This window comes from Proteus sp. fly-1013 (assembly GCF_040140245.1).
Lineage (GTDB): Bacteria > Pseudomonadota > Gammaproteobacteria > Enterobacterales > Enterobacteriaceae > Proteus > Proteus mirabilis_B.
Map to the genome: position 1 here is coordinate 129,050 of NZ_JBEEWD010000005.1, position 20,827 is coordinate 149,876.

The 20,827-nt window shown below is 37.7% G+C and carries 17 protein-coding genes; 15 read left to right on the top strand and 2 right to left on the bottom strand.

Translation table 11 applies throughout. From position 1 onward, the window contains the following. Positions 1–87 precede the first annotated feature (87 nt). Genes ABN236_RS11165 through ABN236_RS11180 form a run of 4 tightly spaced genes read left to right on the top strand, consistent with a single transcriptional unit; the run spans position 88 to position 3,119 of the window. Complete coding sequence (locus ABN236_RS11165; RefSeq protein ID WP_088494868.1) at positions 88–942, top strand: tagatose bisphosphate family class II aldolase; 855 nt, start codon at positions 88–90, stop codon at positions 940–942. Further along, on the top strand, positions 939–1,910 hold the full coding sequence (locus tag ABN236_RS11170) for a sugar kinase (protein ID WP_349473984.1): 972 nt from the start codon (positions 939–941) through the stop codon (positions 1,908–1,910). The genes ABN236_RS11165 and ABN236_RS11170 overlap by 4 nt, the downstream gene beginning before the upstream one ends. Next, positions 1,891–2,532 (top strand): bifunctional 4-hydroxy-2-oxoglutarate aldolase/2-dehydro-3-deoxy-phosphogluconate aldolase, encoded by a 642-nt coding sequence (locus tag ABN236_RS11175; protein ID WP_349473985.1) that lies wholly within the window; start codon positions 1,891–1,893, stop codon positions 2,530–2,532. The genes ABN236_RS11170 and ABN236_RS11175 overlap by 20 nt, the downstream gene beginning before the upstream one ends. A 5-nt stretch (positions 2,533–2,537) precedes the next feature. Beyond that, complete coding sequence (locus ABN236_RS11180) at positions 2,538–3,119, top strand: DJ-1/PfpI family protein (RefSeq protein ID WP_088494865.1); 582 nt, start codon at positions 2,538–2,540, stop codon at positions 3,117–3,119. Positions 3,120–3,205: 86 nt separating this feature from the next. On the opposite strand, the gene ABN236_RS11185 is transcribed toward ABN236_RS11180, so the two are convergent. Then, positions 3,206–4,912: a phospholipase D-like domain-containing protein gene (locus ABN236_RS11185; protein ID WP_349473986.1), complete on the bottom strand. Its 1,707-nt coding sequence runs from the start codon at positions 4,910–4,912 to the stop codon at positions 3,206–3,208. A 454-nt stretch (positions 4,913–5,366) separates the two neighbouring features. Here ABN236_RS11185 and ABN236_RS11190 point away from each other — a divergent pair, with 454 nt between their 5' ends. Then, positions 5,367–5,999, top strand: coding sequence for a LexA family protein (locus tag ABN236_RS11190; protein WP_349473987.1), 633 nt, complete (start codon positions 5,367–5,369; stop codon positions 5,997–5,999). 70 nt (positions 6,000–6,069) lie between these two features. Here the strand turns inward: ABN236_RS11190 and ABN236_RS11195 are convergent, their stop codons facing one another. Further along, positions 6,070–6,342, bottom strand: coding sequence for a hypothetical protein (locus tag ABN236_RS11195; RefSeq protein ID WP_349473988.1), 273 nt, complete (start codon positions 6,340–6,342; stop codon positions 6,070–6,072). Between the two features lie 974 nt (positions 6,343–7,316). Between ABN236_RS11195 and tssB the strand changes: the two genes are divergently transcribed. From tssB to ABN236_RS11245, 10 genes are all read left to right on the top strand, one after another. Beyond that, positions 7,317–7,814, top strand: coding sequence for a type VI secretion system contractile sheath small subunit (gene tssB, locus ABN236_RS11200; RefSeq protein ID WP_349473989.1), 498 nt, complete (start codon positions 7,317–7,319; stop codon positions 7,812–7,814). A gap of 23 nt (positions 7,815–7,837) precedes the next feature. After that, positions 7,838–9,385, top strand: a complete 1,548-nt coding sequence (tssC, locus tag ABN236_RS11205) for a type VI secretion system contractile sheath large subunit (RefSeq protein WP_088494860.1) — start codon at positions 7,838–7,840, stop codon at positions 9,383–9,385. A gap of 12 nt (positions 9,386–9,397) precedes the next feature. Beyond that, entirely contained in the window at positions 9,398–10,735 is a 1,338-nt protein-coding gene (tssK, locus tag ABN236_RS11210) for a type VI secretion system baseplate subunit TssK (RefSeq protein ID WP_088494859.1), read from the top strand. Continuing rightward, complete coding sequence (gene tssL, locus ABN236_RS11215; protein WP_088494858.1) at positions 10,732–11,400, top strand: type VI secretion system protein TssL, short form; 669 nt, start codon at positions 10,732–10,734, stop codon at positions 11,398–11,400. Before tssK ends, tssL begins: the two co-directional genes overlap by 4 nt. Beyond that, positions 11,400–13,118: an OmpA family protein gene (locus tag ABN236_RS11220; RefSeq protein ID WP_349473990.1), complete on the top strand. Its 1,719-nt coding sequence runs from the start codon at positions 11,400–11,402 to the stop codon at positions 13,116–13,118. The genes tssL and ABN236_RS11220 overlap by 1 nt, the downstream gene beginning before the upstream one ends. 22 nt (positions 13,119–13,140) lie before the next feature. Continuing rightward, positions 13,141–13,632: an Hcp family type VI secretion system effector gene (locus tag ABN236_RS11225; protein ID WP_023583757.1), complete on the top strand. Its 492-nt coding sequence runs from the start codon at positions 13,141–13,143 to the stop codon at positions 13,630–13,632. 218 nt (positions 13,633–13,850) lie between these two features. Then, positions 13,851–16,562, top strand: a complete 2,712-nt coding sequence (gene tssH / locus ABN236_RS11230; RefSeq protein ID WP_349473991.1) for a type VI secretion system ATPase TssH — start codon at positions 13,851–13,853, stop codon at positions 16,560–16,562. Next, a complete protein-coding gene (locus ABN236_RS11235; RefSeq protein WP_349473992.1) occupies positions 16,559–19,087 on the top strand; it encodes a type VI secretion system Vgr family protein in 2,529 nt (842 codons plus the stop codon). The genes tssH and ABN236_RS11235 overlap by 4 nt, the downstream gene beginning before the upstream one ends. Then, a complete protein-coding gene (locus tag ABN236_RS11240) occupies positions 19,087–19,854 on the top strand; it encodes a T6SS immunity protein Tli3 family protein (protein WP_349473993.1) in 768 nt (255 codons plus the stop codon). Before ABN236_RS11235 ends, ABN236_RS11240 begins: the two co-directional genes overlap by 1 nt. 159 nt (positions 19,855–20,013) lie before the next feature. Beyond that, positions 20,014–20,784 carry a T6SS immunity protein Tli3 family protein gene (locus ABN236_RS11245; RefSeq protein WP_349473994.1) on the top strand — a complete coding sequence of 257 codons (771 nt, stop codon included), beginning with the start codon at positions 20,014–20,016 and terminating at the stop codon, positions 20,782–20,784. The last annotated feature ends 43 nt before the right edge of the window (positions 20,785–20,827 follow it).

Genomic DNA, 20,827 nt, shown 5'->3' on the forward strand with positions numbered 1-20,827 from the left:
GGAAATAAAAATGTGATTTAGATCTTTTACCTTTCTATTTCTTTCGTTTATTATAATTCGTAATTAAACGAAAGATGAGAGGCAAACATGTATCTGGTTTCTACTCGTAATATGCTCAATAAAGCACAGCGTGAAAATTATGCTGTGCCTGCTTTTAATATTCATAACTTGGAAACCATTCAAGTTGTGATGGAAACGGCAGCTGAGATGGCATCACCTGTTATCTTAGCTGGTACACCAAGCACGTTTGCTTATGCAGGTAGTGATTATTTGATCTCTATTTGTCAGCAGGCCGCAGAACAATATCGTATCCCTGTTGCTCTACATTTAGATCACCATGAAGATATTCCTGATATCTGTCATAAAGTCATTTCAGGTGTGCGATCCGCGATGATCGATGCCTCTCATTTTCATTTCGAAGAAAATATTCGCATCGTTAAAGAAGTGGTCAATTTCTGCCATCATTGGGATTGCACAGTAGAAGCTGAATTAGGTCGTCTTGGAGGACAGGAAGATGATCTTATCGTTGATACAAAAGATGCCCTATTCACCGATCCTGATTCAGCGGTACAATTTATCAAAGCAACAGGAATTGACTCATTAGCTGTTGCAATTGGTACAGCACATGGCATGTACAAACATGAACCTCATCTCGACTTTGATCGCTTAGAAATTATTCGTCAAAAAACAGACATCCCTTTAGTACTTCATGGTGCATCCGGTATTCCTGATGCAGATGTACGCCGTTGTATCGATTTAGGTATTTGCAAAGTTAACGTCGCAACCGAACTAAAAATAGCTTTCTCTAACGCAATCAAGCAGTACTTCTTAGATAACCCTGATGCAAGTGATCCTCGTCATTACCTTGTGCCGGGCAAAGCTGCAATGAAAGCTGTAGTTGCAGATAAAATTCGTGTCTGTAAAAGTGATGGGAAACTGTGAAGACAAACAAAACTGTCGCCATTATTGGCGAATGTATGATAGAGCTTAGTGGTCAACCTTTTTTACCGCAACAACAACGTTTTGGCGGTGATACGTTAAATACAGCACTATATTTATCACGACTAATCCCTTCATTACATCCTCGCTATATTACCGGTTTAGGCACTGATACTTACAGTGCCTTAATGCAAAAAGCATGGGAAGAAGAAGGTATTAACTGCCAATCTGTTATTACTCTTCCCGAAAAACTTCCTGGCTTATATGCCATTGAAATTGATGCTTGTGGTGAGCGTAGTTTCCACTATTGGCGTAATGATGCAGCGGCACGTTATATTGCGACTGATAGCCGCTTTGCAGCACATCTCAATGCACTTTCTGATAATAGTGTGATTTATCTTAGTGGAATTTCTCTTGCTATTTTAACGCCAGAAGGGAAAGAAGCTTTACTCACGCAATTAACTCACCTTAAACAACGTGGGATCACCTTAATTGTGGATTCAAACTATCGACCTCGCTTATGGGATTCAATACCTCATGCACAAGAGTGGTTTGAGAAGCTGTATAGACTTAGTGATATCGCTTTAGTCACGGGTGATGATGAACAAATGCTTTGGCAACAACCTATTTTGACAGAACAAGACATAGCACAGCGTCTTCATCAATGGGGCAATCAAAACGTGATTGTCAAACTCGGTGCTCATGGCGCTTTCTGGTCTGATGGCATAGATACGGGCTATGTTTCTCCCAAACCCATTGGTTCTGTTGTTGATACCACCGCTGCGGGTGACTCTTTTAATGCCGCGTTTATTGCCGCTTGGCTACAAAATCACAGCTTACCAACCTGCTGTTTATGGGGAAACACCTTAGCAGGGTTCGTCATCCAACACCATGGCGCCATCATTCCTCATGAAATTACTGATTCATTCTACACACTAATCAAGGATAACCATGACACAGTCAATTGTTGATACTCTTTCATCACTGAAAGTGATCCCCGTGATCCAAATTAATCGCGCTGAAGATGCAATCTGGCTGGGTGAAATTTTAACCCAAAATCAACTACCTGTTGCCGAAATTACCTTTCGTACTCCTGCGGCAGTTAAAGCGATTAAGCTAATGCATGAACATTTTCCTGAACTCATTTTATGTGCAGGAACGGTATTAACCGCACAGCAAGCTGATATGGCAAAAGAAGCTGGAGCAAGCTTCGTTATCTCTCCGGGTTATAACCCAAGTACGGTCGATTATTGTCTGAATAACGGCATTGATATTGTGCCGGGAATTAACAATCCAAGCCAAATCGAAGTTGCTCTTGAAAAAGGTTTAACCTTACTTAAATTTTTCCCCGCAGAAGCCTCTGGCGGTGTAAAAATGCTCAAAGCATTAGCTGCACCTTATGCTCAAGCCCAATTTATGCCAACGGGTGGAATTAGTTTAAATAACGTGAGTGATTACCTTGCTATTCCACAAGTTGTTGCTTGCGGAGGAAGTTGGATTGCCACAGCTGATACGATTGATAAACAAGATAAAGAAACCATTGTTAATCATATTCAAAGTATCCACTCATTACTAAAAACACATAAGGGATAAATAAAATGAAACAGGTTGCCGTTTTATTAGCTGATGGATTTGAAGAAGGTGAAGCTGTTGTTTTTATTGATATCATGCGCCGTCTTGATATTCATGTCGATGTACTTTCTTGCATGGATACTTTGGTATTAAATACGTATTTTGAAACTAAAATCAGTGCTGATTTTCTATTAACTGAAAAACTGACTCACAGTTATGACGCAATAATGATGCCGGGAGGCCCTAAAGGTACCGATCGTTTATGCGCTAACGAGCAAGTTATTCAATTTATCAAACGCCATATTGCCGAAGATAAATATATTTGTGCGCTATGCTCTTCTGGAGCAAAAGTATTAGCGGCCCACCATCTTCTTGAAGGTCGTAATTACAGCACAGGCGATAAATTGGCAGATAAATATGACGATGGTCATTATCTTGATCAAGATGTCGTTGTAGATGGTAAATTTATCAGTGCAAAAGGATTAGGTGTGAGTTTTGAATTTGCCTTTACGGTGGCTCGCCATTTATTAAGCGACAATACAGAAAAAGTAGACTGGCAAGCGAATCATATTTATTTCAAACACTGGCCGTTAGGTTATCTAAAATAGTTAAATTAATTATTATTAACGATATAAAGGGGATTAACTCCCCTTTATATTTTCATTTTAAATAACGATAAATCAATATACCGAAATTATTTATGCTTAAATGCATGAGGCTCGGAGTAATGCCACAACTTATCCCAATACTCTTTAATAAAAGTACTTACTGCTTCTTCGCCTTCAACAAGATAGTTAAATTCTGATAAATATCCTGGGTACATATTATCTGAGCCAACGATATACAATTCATCGTCAATAATAGTCACTTTTGCGTGATTTCCGGGTGCTGGAGCGACTTTAGGATAAATGCCACTCGCATTAACTAATGACCAGAACGGGTGTCCAATATCACCTTGCTTTGGTGGATCTTCTTTCAGTGGCGCTTCTTTTAGTGTGGCTGTATAAGATGATTCATCTGCATCAGGCCATTTATAGGTTTTACCTTCTGTTTGTAGTGCTTTTGGTACTTTATCGGTGAAAAAGAATGGCGCAATTTTAATACGACGTAGTGCTGATTCACGAACTTTATCAGGATCAGGAATAACAGTATCTGTCTCAATATCATGAGTCAGATAATATTTAAATAATTCAAATGTTCTTTGCGCACCAGACCCAAATGAATATTGGTCACCATTGGCACCCGCAGCTGCGTCTAATGGTGAAACCACAATTTCAACCTCTAACTCTGGATTTTTTAATAATGCTTCAATAATCCAATGACAGACAGGGTGATCTTTCCACTTTTTCTTCCATGCACTTACAACATCTTGCTGAGACATGCGAATTTTTTTCTTAGCATTTTTTATAAGATATTCCTTCATTTTCTCGGAACCTTTCTTATAATCAACTCGCATATCCGGCCCTTCCCAATATTTTCCTACTGAGAAAATACGGTCTGTTTTAAAAAAGCCTTCATCTGGTGATTTAGCTAAATTTTCTTCATTTATTTTTTTAATTTCTTTTAGAATACTTTTTTTCGTTAATGGATCAGCAATATGATAACTTGCTTTTTTAGCAACCCACTCATTTTTTTTACTATCAAAATATTCTTTTGTAATTAAATCTTTACCCACATCCCACATATTATTTAAAAATAACTGTGAATGAAGTGCAGACTCACCAATAACTTTAACTGAAACATCATGAACCGGTGGATAGCTTTTAAAAAGATCCATATTTAAATTATGACCACCAACAAAGGCTTCGCTACCATCAACAGCAATAATCTTTGTATGATTCCATGTCATTCGTGTATCTAATTCAGAAATAAAATCTTCTGGTAGTACTTTTTTTTCTAAAGAGACTTTTAAGCCATCAATAATACGATAAAAGCGACCAATCCAAATATCAGGAATACATTCCCAATATTTCCCACGCTCTTTAATCAATTCAATAAGATCTTTTTTCAATGCCAGATATTCAGGAGTTCCACTAAAATAATATTTCACACCATTTAATAAAACCGTTGGTGTTTGTGCAAAGAGAAATCGAATTTGCGTACGTTCTTTACGTCCTTTCTTTTCTGAAAAAGATTTATCAATTGCAGCAAGAATAATTTTACGCCACTCCTCATCAGGAGCATTAAGCGATGAAATATCACAGCGATACAGCATTTTATCTAAGATAGATGTAATAGCCTGTTCAAACTCAGCCTCGCGCTCTATCGCTTTTGGCATAATTTCTTTACCAAATGGCATTCCCCATACATGAGGAGTGTCAAAAATCTTCACATAGTTATTTTCAGATGTTTCATTGAAGAAACCTTTTAATTCTGTTTTTAATCCATCAATAAGTTTCATAATATTCCTTTATTTTATAAACAGTACAGACTTATTATTTAAATAAGAATTTAAATAATAAGATCCTTAATTAACCCAACAAAAATATTTTTATTTTCATAAAAACTGTTTATCAGATTTATAATAAATTGGTATAACCTTGATTGCCTATTGCCTAATACTCACCTCTCTAATCATTAAAAATAAATAATCTACAAACTTATATTTTAAATATTAAAAACAATAAAACCATTCCTATTTAGAATAGAGCACTGATAATAAATAATTGTTATTGTTAAATTGTAGAATCATTAAAATAGATATTTATTAGTCTATAAACACTTCCTTATAATTTATCATTTATTGTCTTAGTCTTTTTTAGACATGTTATTTAACAGGTATAGCTGTATTAAATAACAGGTTTATCTGTTTGTCAAATACAGTTTTACCTGTATTATTTTTAGCAGGAGGAAACATGAGTCTTGCAAATAGAGTTAAATCCAGAAGAGATGCCTTAGGGCTTACTCAGTCTGAAGCCGCAGAAAAAGCTGGAATCAGGCAACAGTCATGGGCTTCAATAGAAGATGGCTCAACAAAAAAGCCTCGTAATATTATTAGCATTGCAAGGGCTTTAGAGTGCGATGCAGGTTGGTTAATGATGGGTGATAATATTCAACCTATTCATGATATTAACACGAGAAAATTACCATTAATAAGCTATGTTCAAGCCGGAAATTTAGCTCATAGCGTTCCTATTACAGGCTGTGATGGTGAATTTGAGTATATTCTGACAGACCAAGAACTCTCACAAGATGCTTTTGCTTTAAAAATTGAAGGAGACTCAATGGAACCTGATTTTAAATCAGGAGATGTAATCATTGTCGATCCTGAAATAAAACCACATCCAGGTGAATTTATCGTTGCTGCTAATAATGAAAGAGAGGCAACATTTAAGAAATACAGACCCACTTGCATTGATGCAAATGGCAATGAACATTTTGAACTCGTACCATTAAATAGTGATTATCCAACACTTAGTAGCAAAAATACGCCATTAATGATCATCGGTACGATGATTGAACATCGTATTTATCGTCGTAAACGATAACTATTATTCCCAAAAAGTACCCCCAATAATAATTGGTTCTATTATTGGGGTTTATCTTAAAAAAACAGTTTTATCTGTTTAGTATTTTAGCCATGGATTTAGCGATAAATAATCGTGAATCCCATTGAGTATCATTATCAACATACACGTAGTTATCACTTCCTAATGGTTTTGTTTCATTATTAATTAATACCTGAACATCTATGCCTTGTGCCGCATTTTGCCCAGTTAAATTATTCAGTAGTACACCTTGGCGTCTTAATGCTTCGCTAGCTGGAGTTATTCCCTCAGCTTCAAAAATGTAAATTGTATTTGCAAGAATCTTTAAGGTATTTAACAGCAATATTACTGGTTGTTTTTAAAGGTCTACCAACACTAAGCTATTATATTTATCAAAATTACTGGGTAAGGTGAAGATATACGAATGGGGTAAAAGATTGTGCCATACTGTCTTCAAACTTTAAAATTAAATACTCATAAATCAAAAAAAGACCATTAACACTTATTTCGTTTCATTTAATATCGACAACCCAATCAATAAATTAGTCACAAAAAGACCATACAATCTTTTTATGACTATCTTTTTAATTCTCTCATTTTTATTTACTAAATCACTTTTCATTTTTTTTCATTAAACAGAAATAAGAAACCAGAACAATAAAAGTCAAAAAAGAGGTTCCAATAAAGTTAAGTCCACCTTTTTTTGACTTGATACTTATAAAATAATCATCAGTTATTACGAATAAATACTTGAAATAGGAATATTATAAAATGGTAGCCATTACATTTTAACAATTAGAATAATACAAATTTATTTATACCCTCATTATTTTTATACCTAGGAATATAGGTGTTAATAGCTAAGATTAATAAAACGTATCTACTTACGCTTATTTTTATTTACTCACTTCACCTCTATTTATTCATCTCCATTTTTTGCTATTCAGCACCTTAATATAATAACGCTAGATTACTATAATTAATGTTATCAATAAGAGCATTTACTATGTATATATACTAATTAAAACAACTAAAATAATTCAACATAGAAATAAATCATTAAATATAAAAATAATATATAAAATAAACATCAAATTATGGCGTCAACTTGAAATATTCATCCATATATTCTTATGTATTTTCTTTTTATTACATTTTAATTTTAGAGATATCTCTTAAAAACGTTAAGATAAATTGATTTATTTAATTTTGTTTAATATAAGGAGGTACGCCTTAAGGTAAATTTCTTGGTAGTGAAATTACTTAATATTCCCACTATCAAGAGATCCTTTATTCGTTTAATACAAGGATTTTATTATGTCAGATAGTTTTCAAAATGAAGTTCCTAAAGCGCGGGTAAATATAAAACTCGACTTACATACAGGTGGAGCACAGAAAAAAGTTGAGTTGCCTTTAAAACTATTGGCTATCGGTGATTACAGCAACGGAAAGGATAAACGCGTTCTTTCAGAAAGAGAAAAGGTCAACATTAATAAAAATAACTTCAACAGCGTTCTTACTGAATTTTCCCCTTCCGTCAGCCTTACTGTAAAAAACACATTAGCTAACGATGGTAGTGAGGAAAGCATCAATCTGTCATTTAAAGAGATGACAGACTTTGAACCAGAACAAGTTGCTCGCCAAATTCCTCAGCTACGCGCCATGCTGGCAATGCGTAATCTCTTACGTGATTTGAAATCTAACCTCCTTGATAACATCACTTTTCGCCGTGAACTCGAAAATATCCTTAAAGATCCTGCATTAAGTGATGAATTACGCGAAGAGTTATCTCAACTCGCACCGAAAAAAGACTAATTGGGTTTTATCATTACAGGATTATGCTTATGTCAGTTAATAGCGAAAGTATTTCAAAAAGTACAACAACTGTACTTGATGAGCCCGCCAATAGCGGTGTTTACGCCTCTCTCTTTGAGAAAATCAACCTCACACCCGTTTCTCAGGTGAGTGATATTAATATCTTCCAAGACAATAGTGCTCTGGCAGATACAACAGCAAATGAGCGCGTTACTGTTGCTGTTCAAGTTTTTCTCGACCGATTGAAATCTTCAGGTCAAAAAGTTGAACGCTTAGATAGAAATCTACTCGATCATCATATCGCTGATTTAGACAGACAAATTAGTGAACAACTTGATGAAGTCATGCATCACGAGGAATTTCAAAAAATTGAATCAGCATGGCGTGGATTAAAATTCTTAGTTGATCGCACTGATTTTCGTCAAAATGTAAAAATTGAACTTCTGGATGTTGCCAAAAACGATTTACGACAAGATTTCGAAGATTGTCCAGAAACGATTCAAAGTGGTCTTTATCACCACACTTATATTGAAGAGTACGACACCCCTGGTGGTGAACCTATTGCAGCAATCATCTCTAATTATGAGTTTGATCGTAGCCCTCAAGATATTGCACTGTTACGCAATATTGCAAAAATATCAGCATCTGCTCATATGCCATTTGTTGGCTCAGTTGGCCCTGCATTTTTTGGTAAAGACTCTATGGAAGAAGTCGCTGCCATTAAAGACATCAGCAACTACTTTGACCGCGCTGAATATATCAAATGGAAATCTTTCCGCGATTCTGACGATGCCCGCTATATTGGTTTAACAATGCCTCGCGTTTTAGGTCGTCTTCCTTATGGCCCAGAAACGGTTCCTGTACGCAGTTTTAACTATATTGAAGAAGTAAAAGGCCCAGACCATGAGAAATATTTGTGGACAAATGCGACCTTTGCTTTTGCTGCCAATATGGTTAAAAGCTTTATTAATAATGGTTGGTGTGTACAAATCCGCGGTCCTCAGGCTGGCGGTGCGGTAAAAGATTTACCTATTCATCTTTATGATTTAGGAACAGGAAGTCAGGTCAAAATTCCATCCGAAGTCATGATCCCTGAAACACGAGAGTTCGAATTTGCCAACCTCGGTTTTATTCCTTTGTCTTACTATAAAAACCGTGATTACTCTTGTTTCTTCTCTGCAAATTCAGCACAAAAACCCGCTATTTATGATACCGCTGATGCGACAGCTAATAGCCGTATTAATGCGCGTTTACCTTATATCTTCCTGCTTTCACGAATTGCTCATTATCTGAAATTAATTCAGCGTGAAAATATCGGTACTACTAAAGATCGCCGTTTATTAGAGCTCGAATTAAATAATTGGGTTCGTGGTTTAGTTACTGAAATGACTGATCCAAGTGATGATTTACAAGCCTCTCACCCACTTCGCGACGCCAAAGTCGTTGTAGAAGATATTGAAGATAATCCAGGATTTTTCAGAGTGAAACTGTACGCTGTTCCGCACTTCCAAGTGGAAGGAATGGATGTGGATCTCTCGTTAGTATCTCAAATGCCAAAAGCGAAAGCATAAGGTGAAGCACGGATGAAAATATACCGCCCCCTCTGGAGTGATGGGGCCTTTTTGGCTCCTCAGCAATTTCAACAACAAGCAAGATGGGATAGCTATCTCATTAGCACCATCGCCAATATGACGATTGCATCAACATGGGGCGTGATTTGTGCTGAATTTGATGAAAGTGCTTTAACTATTTCACGCCTTAGCGCACAAAAACTCATCGTTCGTTTTCCTGATGGCACCCTCATTGATACAACGCTGGCTGACAATTTACCGCCAGTCAATGAACTCAGCCATTACTCTCAACATCAAACGCTTGATATCGTTCTTGCCTTACCTTTATTGCAAGCCAATGGTGGTAATCTTATGCAAGAGGGGCGCTCTGATAGACCACAGCAGTTCTATCAAGAGTGGATGAAAGTCCAAGATTTGATTGGGCAAGAACAAACAGACATCGCTGTATTACGACATAGTATTACTTTGCGTTATGCCCATGAAGAAAATAGCGCATATATGACTTGCCCTGTTGCTCGATTAATTCGCAATGCACAAGGTGCATGGGAAATAGATAAGCATTTTATTCCCCCATTATTAAGTTGTAGTGCAAGCCCTGAATTAACCATGTTGTTTTCAGAATTCATGCATCGCTTAGTCGCAAAGCGCCGTCGCCTAATGACTATGCGTCGCGAAAATAATGAGCAAATGGCAGATTTTGCGGTTGCTGATGTCTCGCTTTTTTGGCTACTAAATGCGATTAATAGCGCTGAACCAGTATTAAGCGAATTACTATCATCAATGGGGCGCCACCCTGAACTTCTTTATCGTGAATTAGTACGTTTAGCGGGTGCGCTACTAACATTTTCACTCGATCATGAAAATGGTGATATTCCTCTTTATCAACACTCATTCCCTGAACAGGTTTTTCCACCTTTATTTAGCTTACTTAATACCCTATTAGAAGCGAGTTTACCTTCACGTGTAATTAGTATTGCCCTTGATAAAGAAGGACCTTTCTGGCGTGGTGAATTGCATGATCCTCGTCTACGCGAAGACGCTGACTTCTATCTTTCAGTGCGTTCTGCGTTGCCAGCTCATTTATTGATCACTCAATTTCCATTGCTTTGTAAAGCAGGTAGTAATGACGATGTTGCCAGTGTCGTTAACGTGGCACTTAACGGTATTCCATTACAACCTTTAACGCACGTTCCTGCCGCTATCCCACTGCGTTTAGAAAATCACTATTTTGCCCTTGAGCTTAATAACCCAGCAGGTCAAGCCATGTTGGGATCAGGTCACTGTGCCTTTTATGTACCGGGAACATTAGGTGAAATTCAACTCGAACTTTTTGCGGTGCTTCGCTCATGATAACGAATACAAGAACAGCTAAAAATAACATGATTGATATGCTTTTTGCTGATACTTGGTTAATGGTATGTCAGCTACGCCAAGGTGCCGAAATTACTGATGGTAAAGCGTTCTATCGGCGCGTCTGTGAACATATTGATAAAACACGCCAACAGCTCGTAGAAAAAGGCTATTCCCAATCCGCCATTGAAAACATGCTTTATGCACAGTGCGCTTTAATTGATGAAAGCGTGATGAACCGAACTGAGCGCGATGATGGTTACTTACAGTGGATACAATCTCCATTACAAGCTAAGTATTTCAATACGTTAGAAGCTGGCGACAAACTGTGGGATAGGTTACGTGATCTATTAAATGAACCCGCACCCAACAATGATGTACTTATCTGTTTTCACCGTGTGATCACTCTGGGTTTTGTTGGTAAATATCGCCAAACCAATGCGCCCGAACGAGAACAAATTATTGAGTTACTTAATACTCAACTTCCCGCCTATGCACTATCAAGTGATTTACCTTTAGTGATGAAACCCAAGCATCGAATGAATCGGCGCCATATTTATTGGCTAGGTTGGTTTGGGGGAATTGTGGTAATTGCAATGCTGTGGTGGGGCTTTTCTGTGTCATTAGAAAATTTACTTCAACAATGGGTAATTCAAGGAAAGTGATGCAAAAAAACAGGATAAAACAATGTATTACATTGTTTTCAGCAAGCTTATTATTGTGGTTACTTTGGGGATTTTGGTCTTTTGGTAAAGAAATCTCCTTTTTTCTGACGGCATTTATTTGTATCGTCACACTGACTTTATGTGTTTGGTTTTTCCGTCAACAAAAAAGTGCTCCTTACCTTAAAGATGCGCTTATAAGCCAGCTTCCTCCTGATAACTATCAAGGTGCAGTTATTATTGTTTGTGGTCAATCACAAGCTCTTTTTCATGAAAATCAAACCTATCGAGAGACAGCTAAAGGTTGGTATATTTGTGCCTCTTCTCCTATCGATTTGATCAACATCACTCAACATATTGTTGATATTGCTCCCTTACAATTACGCCAATTGTCACTGTTATACGCCTTATTACCTGAACAACAATTACAACAAGAAGAAGTGACTCAAGAAACACTTAATTGGCGTCGCGCTATTCATGAAAGCAATAAAAAAGCAGGTAAAACATTACCTTTTTGGGTGACGCTTTATCTTAATTCCCCTGTTAATTACCTCAATTCACATTTTGATGATACTACACCGTGGATAACCTATTTAAGTGACCAACCAGAGTTACTGGTTATCTCTGACAATCTAGCAACACAACCGGTTTCAACATGGTTATCACAAAATACTGAACAAACCGAAAACCAGCTCACTATGGCACTTTGGCTTGATCAATTACTTGCTTGGTTAAAAAGTGAATTTATTCCTTTGCTTACTGTTGCTCAATCTGGTGCTCCAAGCCTTATTCCTGTTGCTTGGACAATGCAATTTACGACCGTACCTACTATTTCAGATAACAGCTGGGCTCAATTTATTCACCACAAAACTACGTTATCTCCGACTATTGCCCAAACATCAAATAACAGCGACGAATTACCACTACCGGACATTGTGATTAATAAACTCTCTCACGATGTCAATTTACTAAAAATAGAAACTACCTTTGGTATTGTTGGCGTAATTTGCGGGTTATTTCTTATTGGTGCTCTCTCTGGTAGCTACCATCATAACAAGCAATTAATTTACGATAACAGTCATGATATCAAGCACTTTAAAAGTATTACTGATGAGAATCTAGAACCTAAAAAAGTGGCTTATCAACAGTTACTTTCAGATGCAACGTTTCTCTCTCATTGGCAACGAGAAGGTATTCCTGCTCGCTACTCTTTAGCGTTATATCAAGGCAATAACATCTTACCTTATTTGCACACCTTGCTTAGTTCATGGGCTCCACCACTACCACCAGCTCCTATCATTGTGCAAGAAGTTCCTGAAATGGTGACGTTAGATAGCCTTGCCCTCTTCGCATCTGGTCAATACGAATTAAAAAATGAGGCCACCAAAGTACTTGTTGATGCACTTATCAATATAAAAGCCAAACCAGGTTGGTTAATTGTCATTTCAGGGTACACCGACAACACCGGTAATCCTGATTTAAACCAAAAACTTTCTCTTAAACGAGCTGAAGCCGTGCGTGATTGGATGATCAAAACCAGTGATATCGCACCATCTTGCTTTGCAGTGCAAGGATATGGTCAGCATCAGCCTGTTGCAGACAACTCAACACTCGATGGTCGGGCTCGTAATCGTCGAGTTGAAATTCGCCTGATACCTCAAGCCGATGCTTGTCAGGTATTAGCTGATGACCTTACGCCACTGAAGGATGGTGGCAACTAAACCTTAGAAAGGAGATGTAATTATGGCTATTCCTGTATACCTCTGGTTAAAAGATGACGGTAATGCGGACATCAAAGGTTCTGTTAATGTTCAAGATCGTGAAGGCAGTATCGAAGTCGTCGCTCAAGATCACAACTTGTACATTCCAACAGATAACAATACTGGCAAATTAACCGGTACACGTATCCATACTCCATTTATCTTCGTAAAAGAAATTGATGCATCCAGCCCGTATTTATACAAGGCGGTTACAACTGGGCAGACATTGAAAAAAGCAGAGTTTAAGTGGTATCGCATCGATGATGCAGGCCAAGAAGTTGAATATTTCAACACTACACTTGAAAACGTCAAGGTAGTCAAAGTGGCTCCTAAGATGCACAACATCAAAGATCCTACTAAAGAAAAACACAATCACCTTGAAGAAGTTGAATTGCGTTACGAAAAAATCACTTGGACTTACAAAGACGGAAATATCATTCATTCAGACTCATGGAATGAACGCGCTACTGCGTAAAACCGAAACAAACAGGCGGTTAACCGCCTGTTTTAACTACCAATTATTGTAAAGCGTTATAACTCAAAATTTAACAAATAAATACTCTAAATAGTTCAAGGTATAGCAAGACCACTATTTAAAGCACAACGAATACGACCTTATGAGCCTCGGTCTACGGCTAAGGGCGGTAGCGTACCTAAATTCCCTCAATAGGGACTTCATTACTGGGAGAGAACATGGAAAATCAATCTGTCATGCTATTGCGTCGGTTAAATCCTTATTGTGCAAAAGCGCTAGAAGCGGCTGCCTCATTATGCCAAACCCGTGCCCACGCAGAAGTAACTATTGAACACTGGCTATTAAAAATTCTAGAACTTGGTGAAAGTGATATCACTGTATTAGCACGTCGCTACGAATGGGATTTATCTGCACTTTGGCAAAGCTTACTTGATGCGATTGATAAATTGCCCCGCTCTGTACGTAGCCGACCTCAATTATCCAAACCCTTATTAGAATTAATTAAAAATGCATGGGTCATTGCTTCTCTTGATGAAGATATCGAACAAATCCGCAGTGTGCACTTATTGCATACGATGACTAAACAACCAGCATTAGTTCCACTTGATGCACTTTGGCCTTTAATGACATTAGGTGAGACACAACTACAACGATTAAGACCTCTACTTGATGCCCAATCTGATGAAAGACCAGAAATTCAACAGTTAGCTTCACACAATCATTTACCTGAAGCCCCTCTTACTCAACATAATGAAACCAATACTCCATCCTCAACGACAGATAACGCCATTATTGGCCACACTCTTAGTGATGCATTACAAGTAGTATTAAATAAATTCACTCTTGATGTGACAGAAAAAGCACGGCTGGGTGAAATTGATCCTGTATTTGGTCGAGATGACGAAATTCGTCAAATGGTCGATATTCTCTCTCGTCGTCGTAAAAATAACCCTATTCTTGTTGGAGAGCCTGGTGTAGGTAAAACCGCACTTGTTGAAGGATTAGCATTACGTATTGCTGAAAAAAATGTTCCTATCGGTTTACAAACTACCTCATTACGCACTCTGGATTTAGGTCTATTACAAGCGGGGGCGGGAGTAAAAGGTGAATTTGAACAGCGTTTAAAAAACGTTATCGATGCCGTTCAACAATCACCCACACCAATTCTACTTTTTATCGATGAAGCGCATACAATTATTGGTGCAGGTAATCAAGCCGGTGGTGCCGATGCCGCTAACTTATTAAAACCCGCATTGGCTCGTGGTGAATTACGAACTATCGCGGCAACTACTTGGTCAGAATACAAACAATATTTTGAACGTGATGCTGCATTAGAACGTCGTTTTCAAATCGTTAAAGTTGACGAGCCTGATGATGAAAAAGCCTTTTTAATGTTACGAGGATTAAAATCTCGTTATGCCAAATATCATGGTGTACACATCACTGATGATGCAGTAAAAGCAGCCGTCACCTTATCTCGTCGTTATTTAACGGGTCGCCAACTTCCTGATAAAGCGGTGGATTTACTTGATACTGCCAGTGCGCGTATTCGAATGAGTTTAGATACCTTACCTGAAGAACTTACTCGCATTAAAGCCAAGCGCTATGCGCTTGAACTAGAACAAAAAGCGATACTTGATGACATCACTATTGGTAATTTAACCAATCAAACCAAGTTATCTGATTTATCTTCTCAAGATGCCCAATTAGCACTTCAACTTGAAGCCTTAGAACAGCGTTTTGAGCAAGAAAAAGAGATTATCTATCAGCTAATTGAAAGCAGACAAGATCCCGAAAATACCGCAACATCAGCACAGCTACAGCAACAACTCTCACAATTACAACAAGAAGCACCACTTTTAAACCCTGATGTAGACATTCGCACAGTGGCAACGGTTATTGCTGATTGGACAGGTGTTCCACTTTCAAGCCTTCTTAAAGATGAACAAATCGGCTTGTTAGAGCTAGAAAGTAACTTATCAAAATACGTTGTTGGACAAGACAGTGCTTTACTCGCTTTAGCACAACGTCTGCGTGCATCTAGAACAGGATTAGTGTCTGAAAACGGCCCTCAAGGCGTATTTTTATTAGTGGGTCCAAGTGGTGTAGGTAAAACAGAATCAGCCATTGCGCTGGCAGAATGTCTGTTTGGCGGTCAAAAATCCCTAATCACTATCAATATGTCTGAATATCAAGAAGCACATACAGTCAGCCAATTAAAAGGCTCACCTCCAGGTTATGTTGGATACGGTCAAGGTGGTGTATTAACCGAAGCAGTAAGAAAACGCCCTTATAGCATTGTGTTATTAGATGAAGTTGAAAAAGCACATCGCGATGTTCTCAATCTTTTCTATCAAGTATTTGATAGAGGCTTTATGCGTGATGGTGAAGGTCGTGAAATTGATTTTCGTAATACCGTTATTTTAATGACCGCAAATTTAGGCAGTGATTATTTAATGCAACAACTGGAAGAGTCACCATTAAGTACAGATAGCGATTTACAAGAGACACTGCGCCCTATTTTACGTGACCATTTTCAACCCGCACTACTGGCTCGTTTCCAAACATTAATTTACCGTCCTCTTGATGCAACGGCACTACGCATTATTGTTGAGATGAAATTAAAAAATGTGATCAAGCGACTTTACACTCACTATCGATTAACAGGTATTGTCGAAGAAACTCTCTACGACACCATTGTAGATGCCTGTTTATTACCAGATACAGGTGCGAGAAATATCGATAGCCTGCTTAATCAACAAATTCTCCCTATTCTTAGCCAGCAACTTCTTCTACGCCAAGCCAATGCTGAAAAATCACAATATGTCATTTTAGGTTTTAATGAAGAAGAAGGTATTACATTGAGTTTTAGTGATGAGTTGCCAACAAAAAAACAGGTATTAGATAAACAACAGGGGATTGAAGAATGAGCATAATTGATCTCGTAAAAAATACACTGATTGGACAAAATCGCTATCATCTTAATGTACAAGGATGTGATGTTTTATTTGATGTAGAACACTTCACAGGACGCGAAGCAATAAGTGATACCTACCATTATCAAATTACCTTTACTTGCCAAGCTCAAGATTTACAGCCACAACAACTCTTGCGTCGTAGTGCAACCTTATCTTTTACACCGCCAATTAACAGTATTACCGATTTGGCAACACAAGAGCCCCTCACCAAACAAGTTCATGGTGTTATCACACAATTTCGGCGTTTATCTGGATCTGTGGATGAAGCGCGTTATCAACTTGTTATTGAGCCTGTCTTTGCATTATTACGTCATCAAATCCGCTCTCATCGATTTTTCCTCAATCAATCTGTGCCTGATGTTGTAAGCCAAATTTTACGTGAGCATAATTTTAAAGATTGGGAGTTTGAATTTACACTTAAAAATGAATATCCCAAACGCGAGCAAATTAATCAATACAATGAAAGTGATCGTCAATTTATAGAACGACTATTAAGTGAAGTCGGTATTTTTTACTCATTCTATTTGCAAGACCAAACACAAACTGAAGTTATCCATTTTGCCGATCGCCAAAGTGCTTATATCTTTGATAAAACATTACCACTCAATAGCCCTTCCGGTATGAGCGATAACCACCAAGAAAGTGTGTGGGGATTATCATTACACCATCAAGTGGTCGAACAAAATGTATTAACAAAAGACTATAACCATCGACAAGCGCAAGACACATTATTATCTGCGGTTGCTGATATGACACGTGGTGAAGGTGATGAAATCCACTATGGTGAAGTTTATCATTACCAAGCAAGACATCTTACTCGTGGCGATAAACTCACACCTGAAGCAGAAACTGCTAACTTTTGGGCAAGACTCGATCATGAACGTTTTCTTACTCGACAAACTCGCTTAAAAGGCGAAAGTAATGCCGACTTTTTATCACCGCTTCAAGTGCTTTCTATCACTGATAACGCAATACCTTCATCATTACCGTCTGTGTTTCAATCACCGATTTTAATCACTCGCCTACGCTTTAGTGGTGGTCGAGAAAAAGCACTACAAGTACGGTTTAATGCCATTCCTTACAGTGAAACACTGTGCTGGCGTCCAGTTGTTAAACCTCGTCCAATTATTACAGGCACACTGACTGCGCGTATTACTAGTGCAAAAGATAACGATATTTACGCCCACCAAAATGAACACGGTTTTTATTGGGTAAAATTTGATGCTGACCGTGATGAAAAACCCATGGGTTATGAAAGTATGCCAGTACGTTTGGCAAAACCTTATGCAGGTGATACCTATGGGATGCATTTTCCGTTAATTCAAGGTACTGAAGTCGCTATCGCCTTTCATGAGGGCGACCCAGACCGACCTTATATCGCCCATGCATTGCATGATTCGCGTCATCCCGATCATGTAACGGATAGAAACAATACACGTAATGTTATTCGTACTCCTGCAAATAATAAGCTGCGAATGGAAGATAAACGCGGTGAAGAGCATATTAAACTCAGTACCGAATATGGGGGTAAATCTCAATTAAATTTAGGTCATATTGTCGATGCCAATCGTGATAAACGTGGTGAAGGTTTTGAGTTACGCACTGATAGTTGGGGAGCAATAAGAGCAGGTAAAGGATTGTTTATTAGTGCAGATAATCAAGCCAAAGCAGGTGGTGAAGTGCTGGCAATGGAGGAGGCTCAGTCACAACTCACTGCTGCATTAATAGAAATGCAAACCTTAACCAAAAGTGCAGAACATGCTAGTGCTCTCGCTTCTAATATCCGGCAACAGCAAGAAAGCCTAGAGAAAAAATTAATCCAATTAAAAAAATCAGTGCTCTTAGCCACTGCCCCTGACGGAATAGCACTAACCAGTGGCGATAATTTACAACTATCGGCTGAAGAAAATCTCACTCTAACAGCAAACCAACAAGTTGATATTGGTGCATTTAAAAAATTCACGTTAGCAGCTGGCGAAATGATGAGTTTCTTTTCCAGAATGGGAGCAAAAATTTTCACCAAAACTGGTGACATTGAAATTCAAGCACAAGATGGTCGGCTATCAACATGGTCTACACAAGATTCAATAATAAGTAGTGGTAAAAAAATGGTGTTATCAGCTCAAGAGGAACTACTCTTATCTTGTGGTGGTGGATATATACGAATTAAAGATGGTGATGTGGAAATTGGAGGACCTGGAAAGTTATTAATTAAAAATAATGGCATTCAAAAATTAGGTCCACAAAGTGTAGAAAGTGCCATGAAATCTTTTTCACCAGAAGAATTTAGTGAATGGTTCGTTATTAAAAACCCTCTTTCGGGAGAACCGATTGCTAATCAGCGTTATCAAATTACATTACCTAGTGGCGAAATTATAAAAGGCATTTCTGACTCCGAAGGTAAAACAACTCGTATAAATTCTAATGCAATAAACGATATTCTAATTAAATTATTACCTTATGGAGAAAATGAATAATGCGATACAAGTTATCCTATTTTTTTATTTTACTCTTGTCTACATCGACTCTTTCTGGCTGTTTATCATTAAAAGAAAAAGCCGCGATTAAAGCGGAACAAGATAAAATTGAACAACAGCGCCAATTAGAGGAATTACGAAAAACATTTAAATCCCCGGTGGTTATTTACCGTATTGATGACCATCGCTTTTTTACCCTCGAAGAATTTAATGAAAAACGCGAAGGCTATACGTTTTATAACAACACACAAACTCAAGCTCACTTTAAAGTGTATAACGGTTCGGCATGTAACTTTCGTGGACGACTAATTTGGGCGGCTACACAGGATGACTATATTGCTTTTCCTGCTGTGGATAGTAATTGGGAAGGCTGCGCAGGACGTCGAGATGCCTGCCAAAGCTCGATTTTACGCTATTATAGAGGTGAGCTGGTTCCACTAATTACTCCGGTGGGTAATAAAACACTTAATCCCGTTAATGAAATGAGAAAATTTACCCTTGTGGTGACAGATACCCATTTTTATATTGGAAAAAGCTACAGTTCTTCTCCTCAGAAAGAATCATTAAGTAACTTATCCTGGGATAAGTACCCTTACCCAACACTCGAAGAAGTGGAAAATAATACATCGAAACCCCATACATTAGAAGCTCCCAATCTAGAAATGAAAACTCCTTCAGGACAAACTCAATTTGATTGCAGTGATCCCTCTATTTCCCCAATGTCAAAGTTAGGTGACTATGGGCGAGATTATAGAATTAAAAAATAGAGTTTCTTTTTTATATTCTTATTATTCATTGAAAAAACAAAAGGTAAAAATGTGCCCAAAAAACACCCTCCATTTGTTAAAAAACAAAAAGTACCTTAACTAACCCACACAAAAATAATGGTAAAATAAAAACAGCATAATGATTAATAAGGATAAGCCATGTTCGTTAAATTATTAAAATTACCTTTTATTGTTATTATTAGCACCACCTTACTTTCTGGCTGTTTATCATTAAAAGAAAAAGCCGCAATTAAAGCGGAACAAGATAAGATTGAACAGCAACGTCAATTAGAAGAGTTACGAAAAACATTTAAGCCTCCAGTGGTTATTTATCGTATTGACGACCATCGATTTTTTACCCTCGAAGAATTTAATGAAAAACGCGAAGGCTATACGTTTTATAACAACACACAAACTCAAGCTCACTTTAAAGTGTATAACGGTTCGGCATGTAACTTTCGTGGACGACTAATTTGGGCGGCTACACAGGATGACTATATTGCTTTTCCTGCTGTGGATAGTAATTGGGAAGGCTGTGCAGGACGTCGAGATGCCTGCCAAAGCTCGATTTTACTCTATTTCAAAGGAAAGTTTGTTCCACTTGTTGCACCAATGGGTAGTAAAACACTTAATCCCGTTAATGAAGCAAGAAAATTTACCCTTGTAGTCACTGATACCCATTATTATATAGGCAGAAGTTATAGTAATTCTCCACAAGAAGACCCTTTAACCAATTTATATTGGGAAAAAGAACCTTATCCTACTTTTGAAGAAGTAGAAAATAAAACGTGGAAATCATTTGTTAAAGAAGCGCCCAATCCAGAAATAAAAACTCCTTCAGGACAAACTCAATTTGATTGCAGTGATCCCTCTATTTCCCCGATGTCAAAGTTAGGTGACTATGGCGTGGATTATCAGTTAGTAAAATAAATTTATTTTAATACTCACCCTTCTCTATTCTATTTAAAAGATA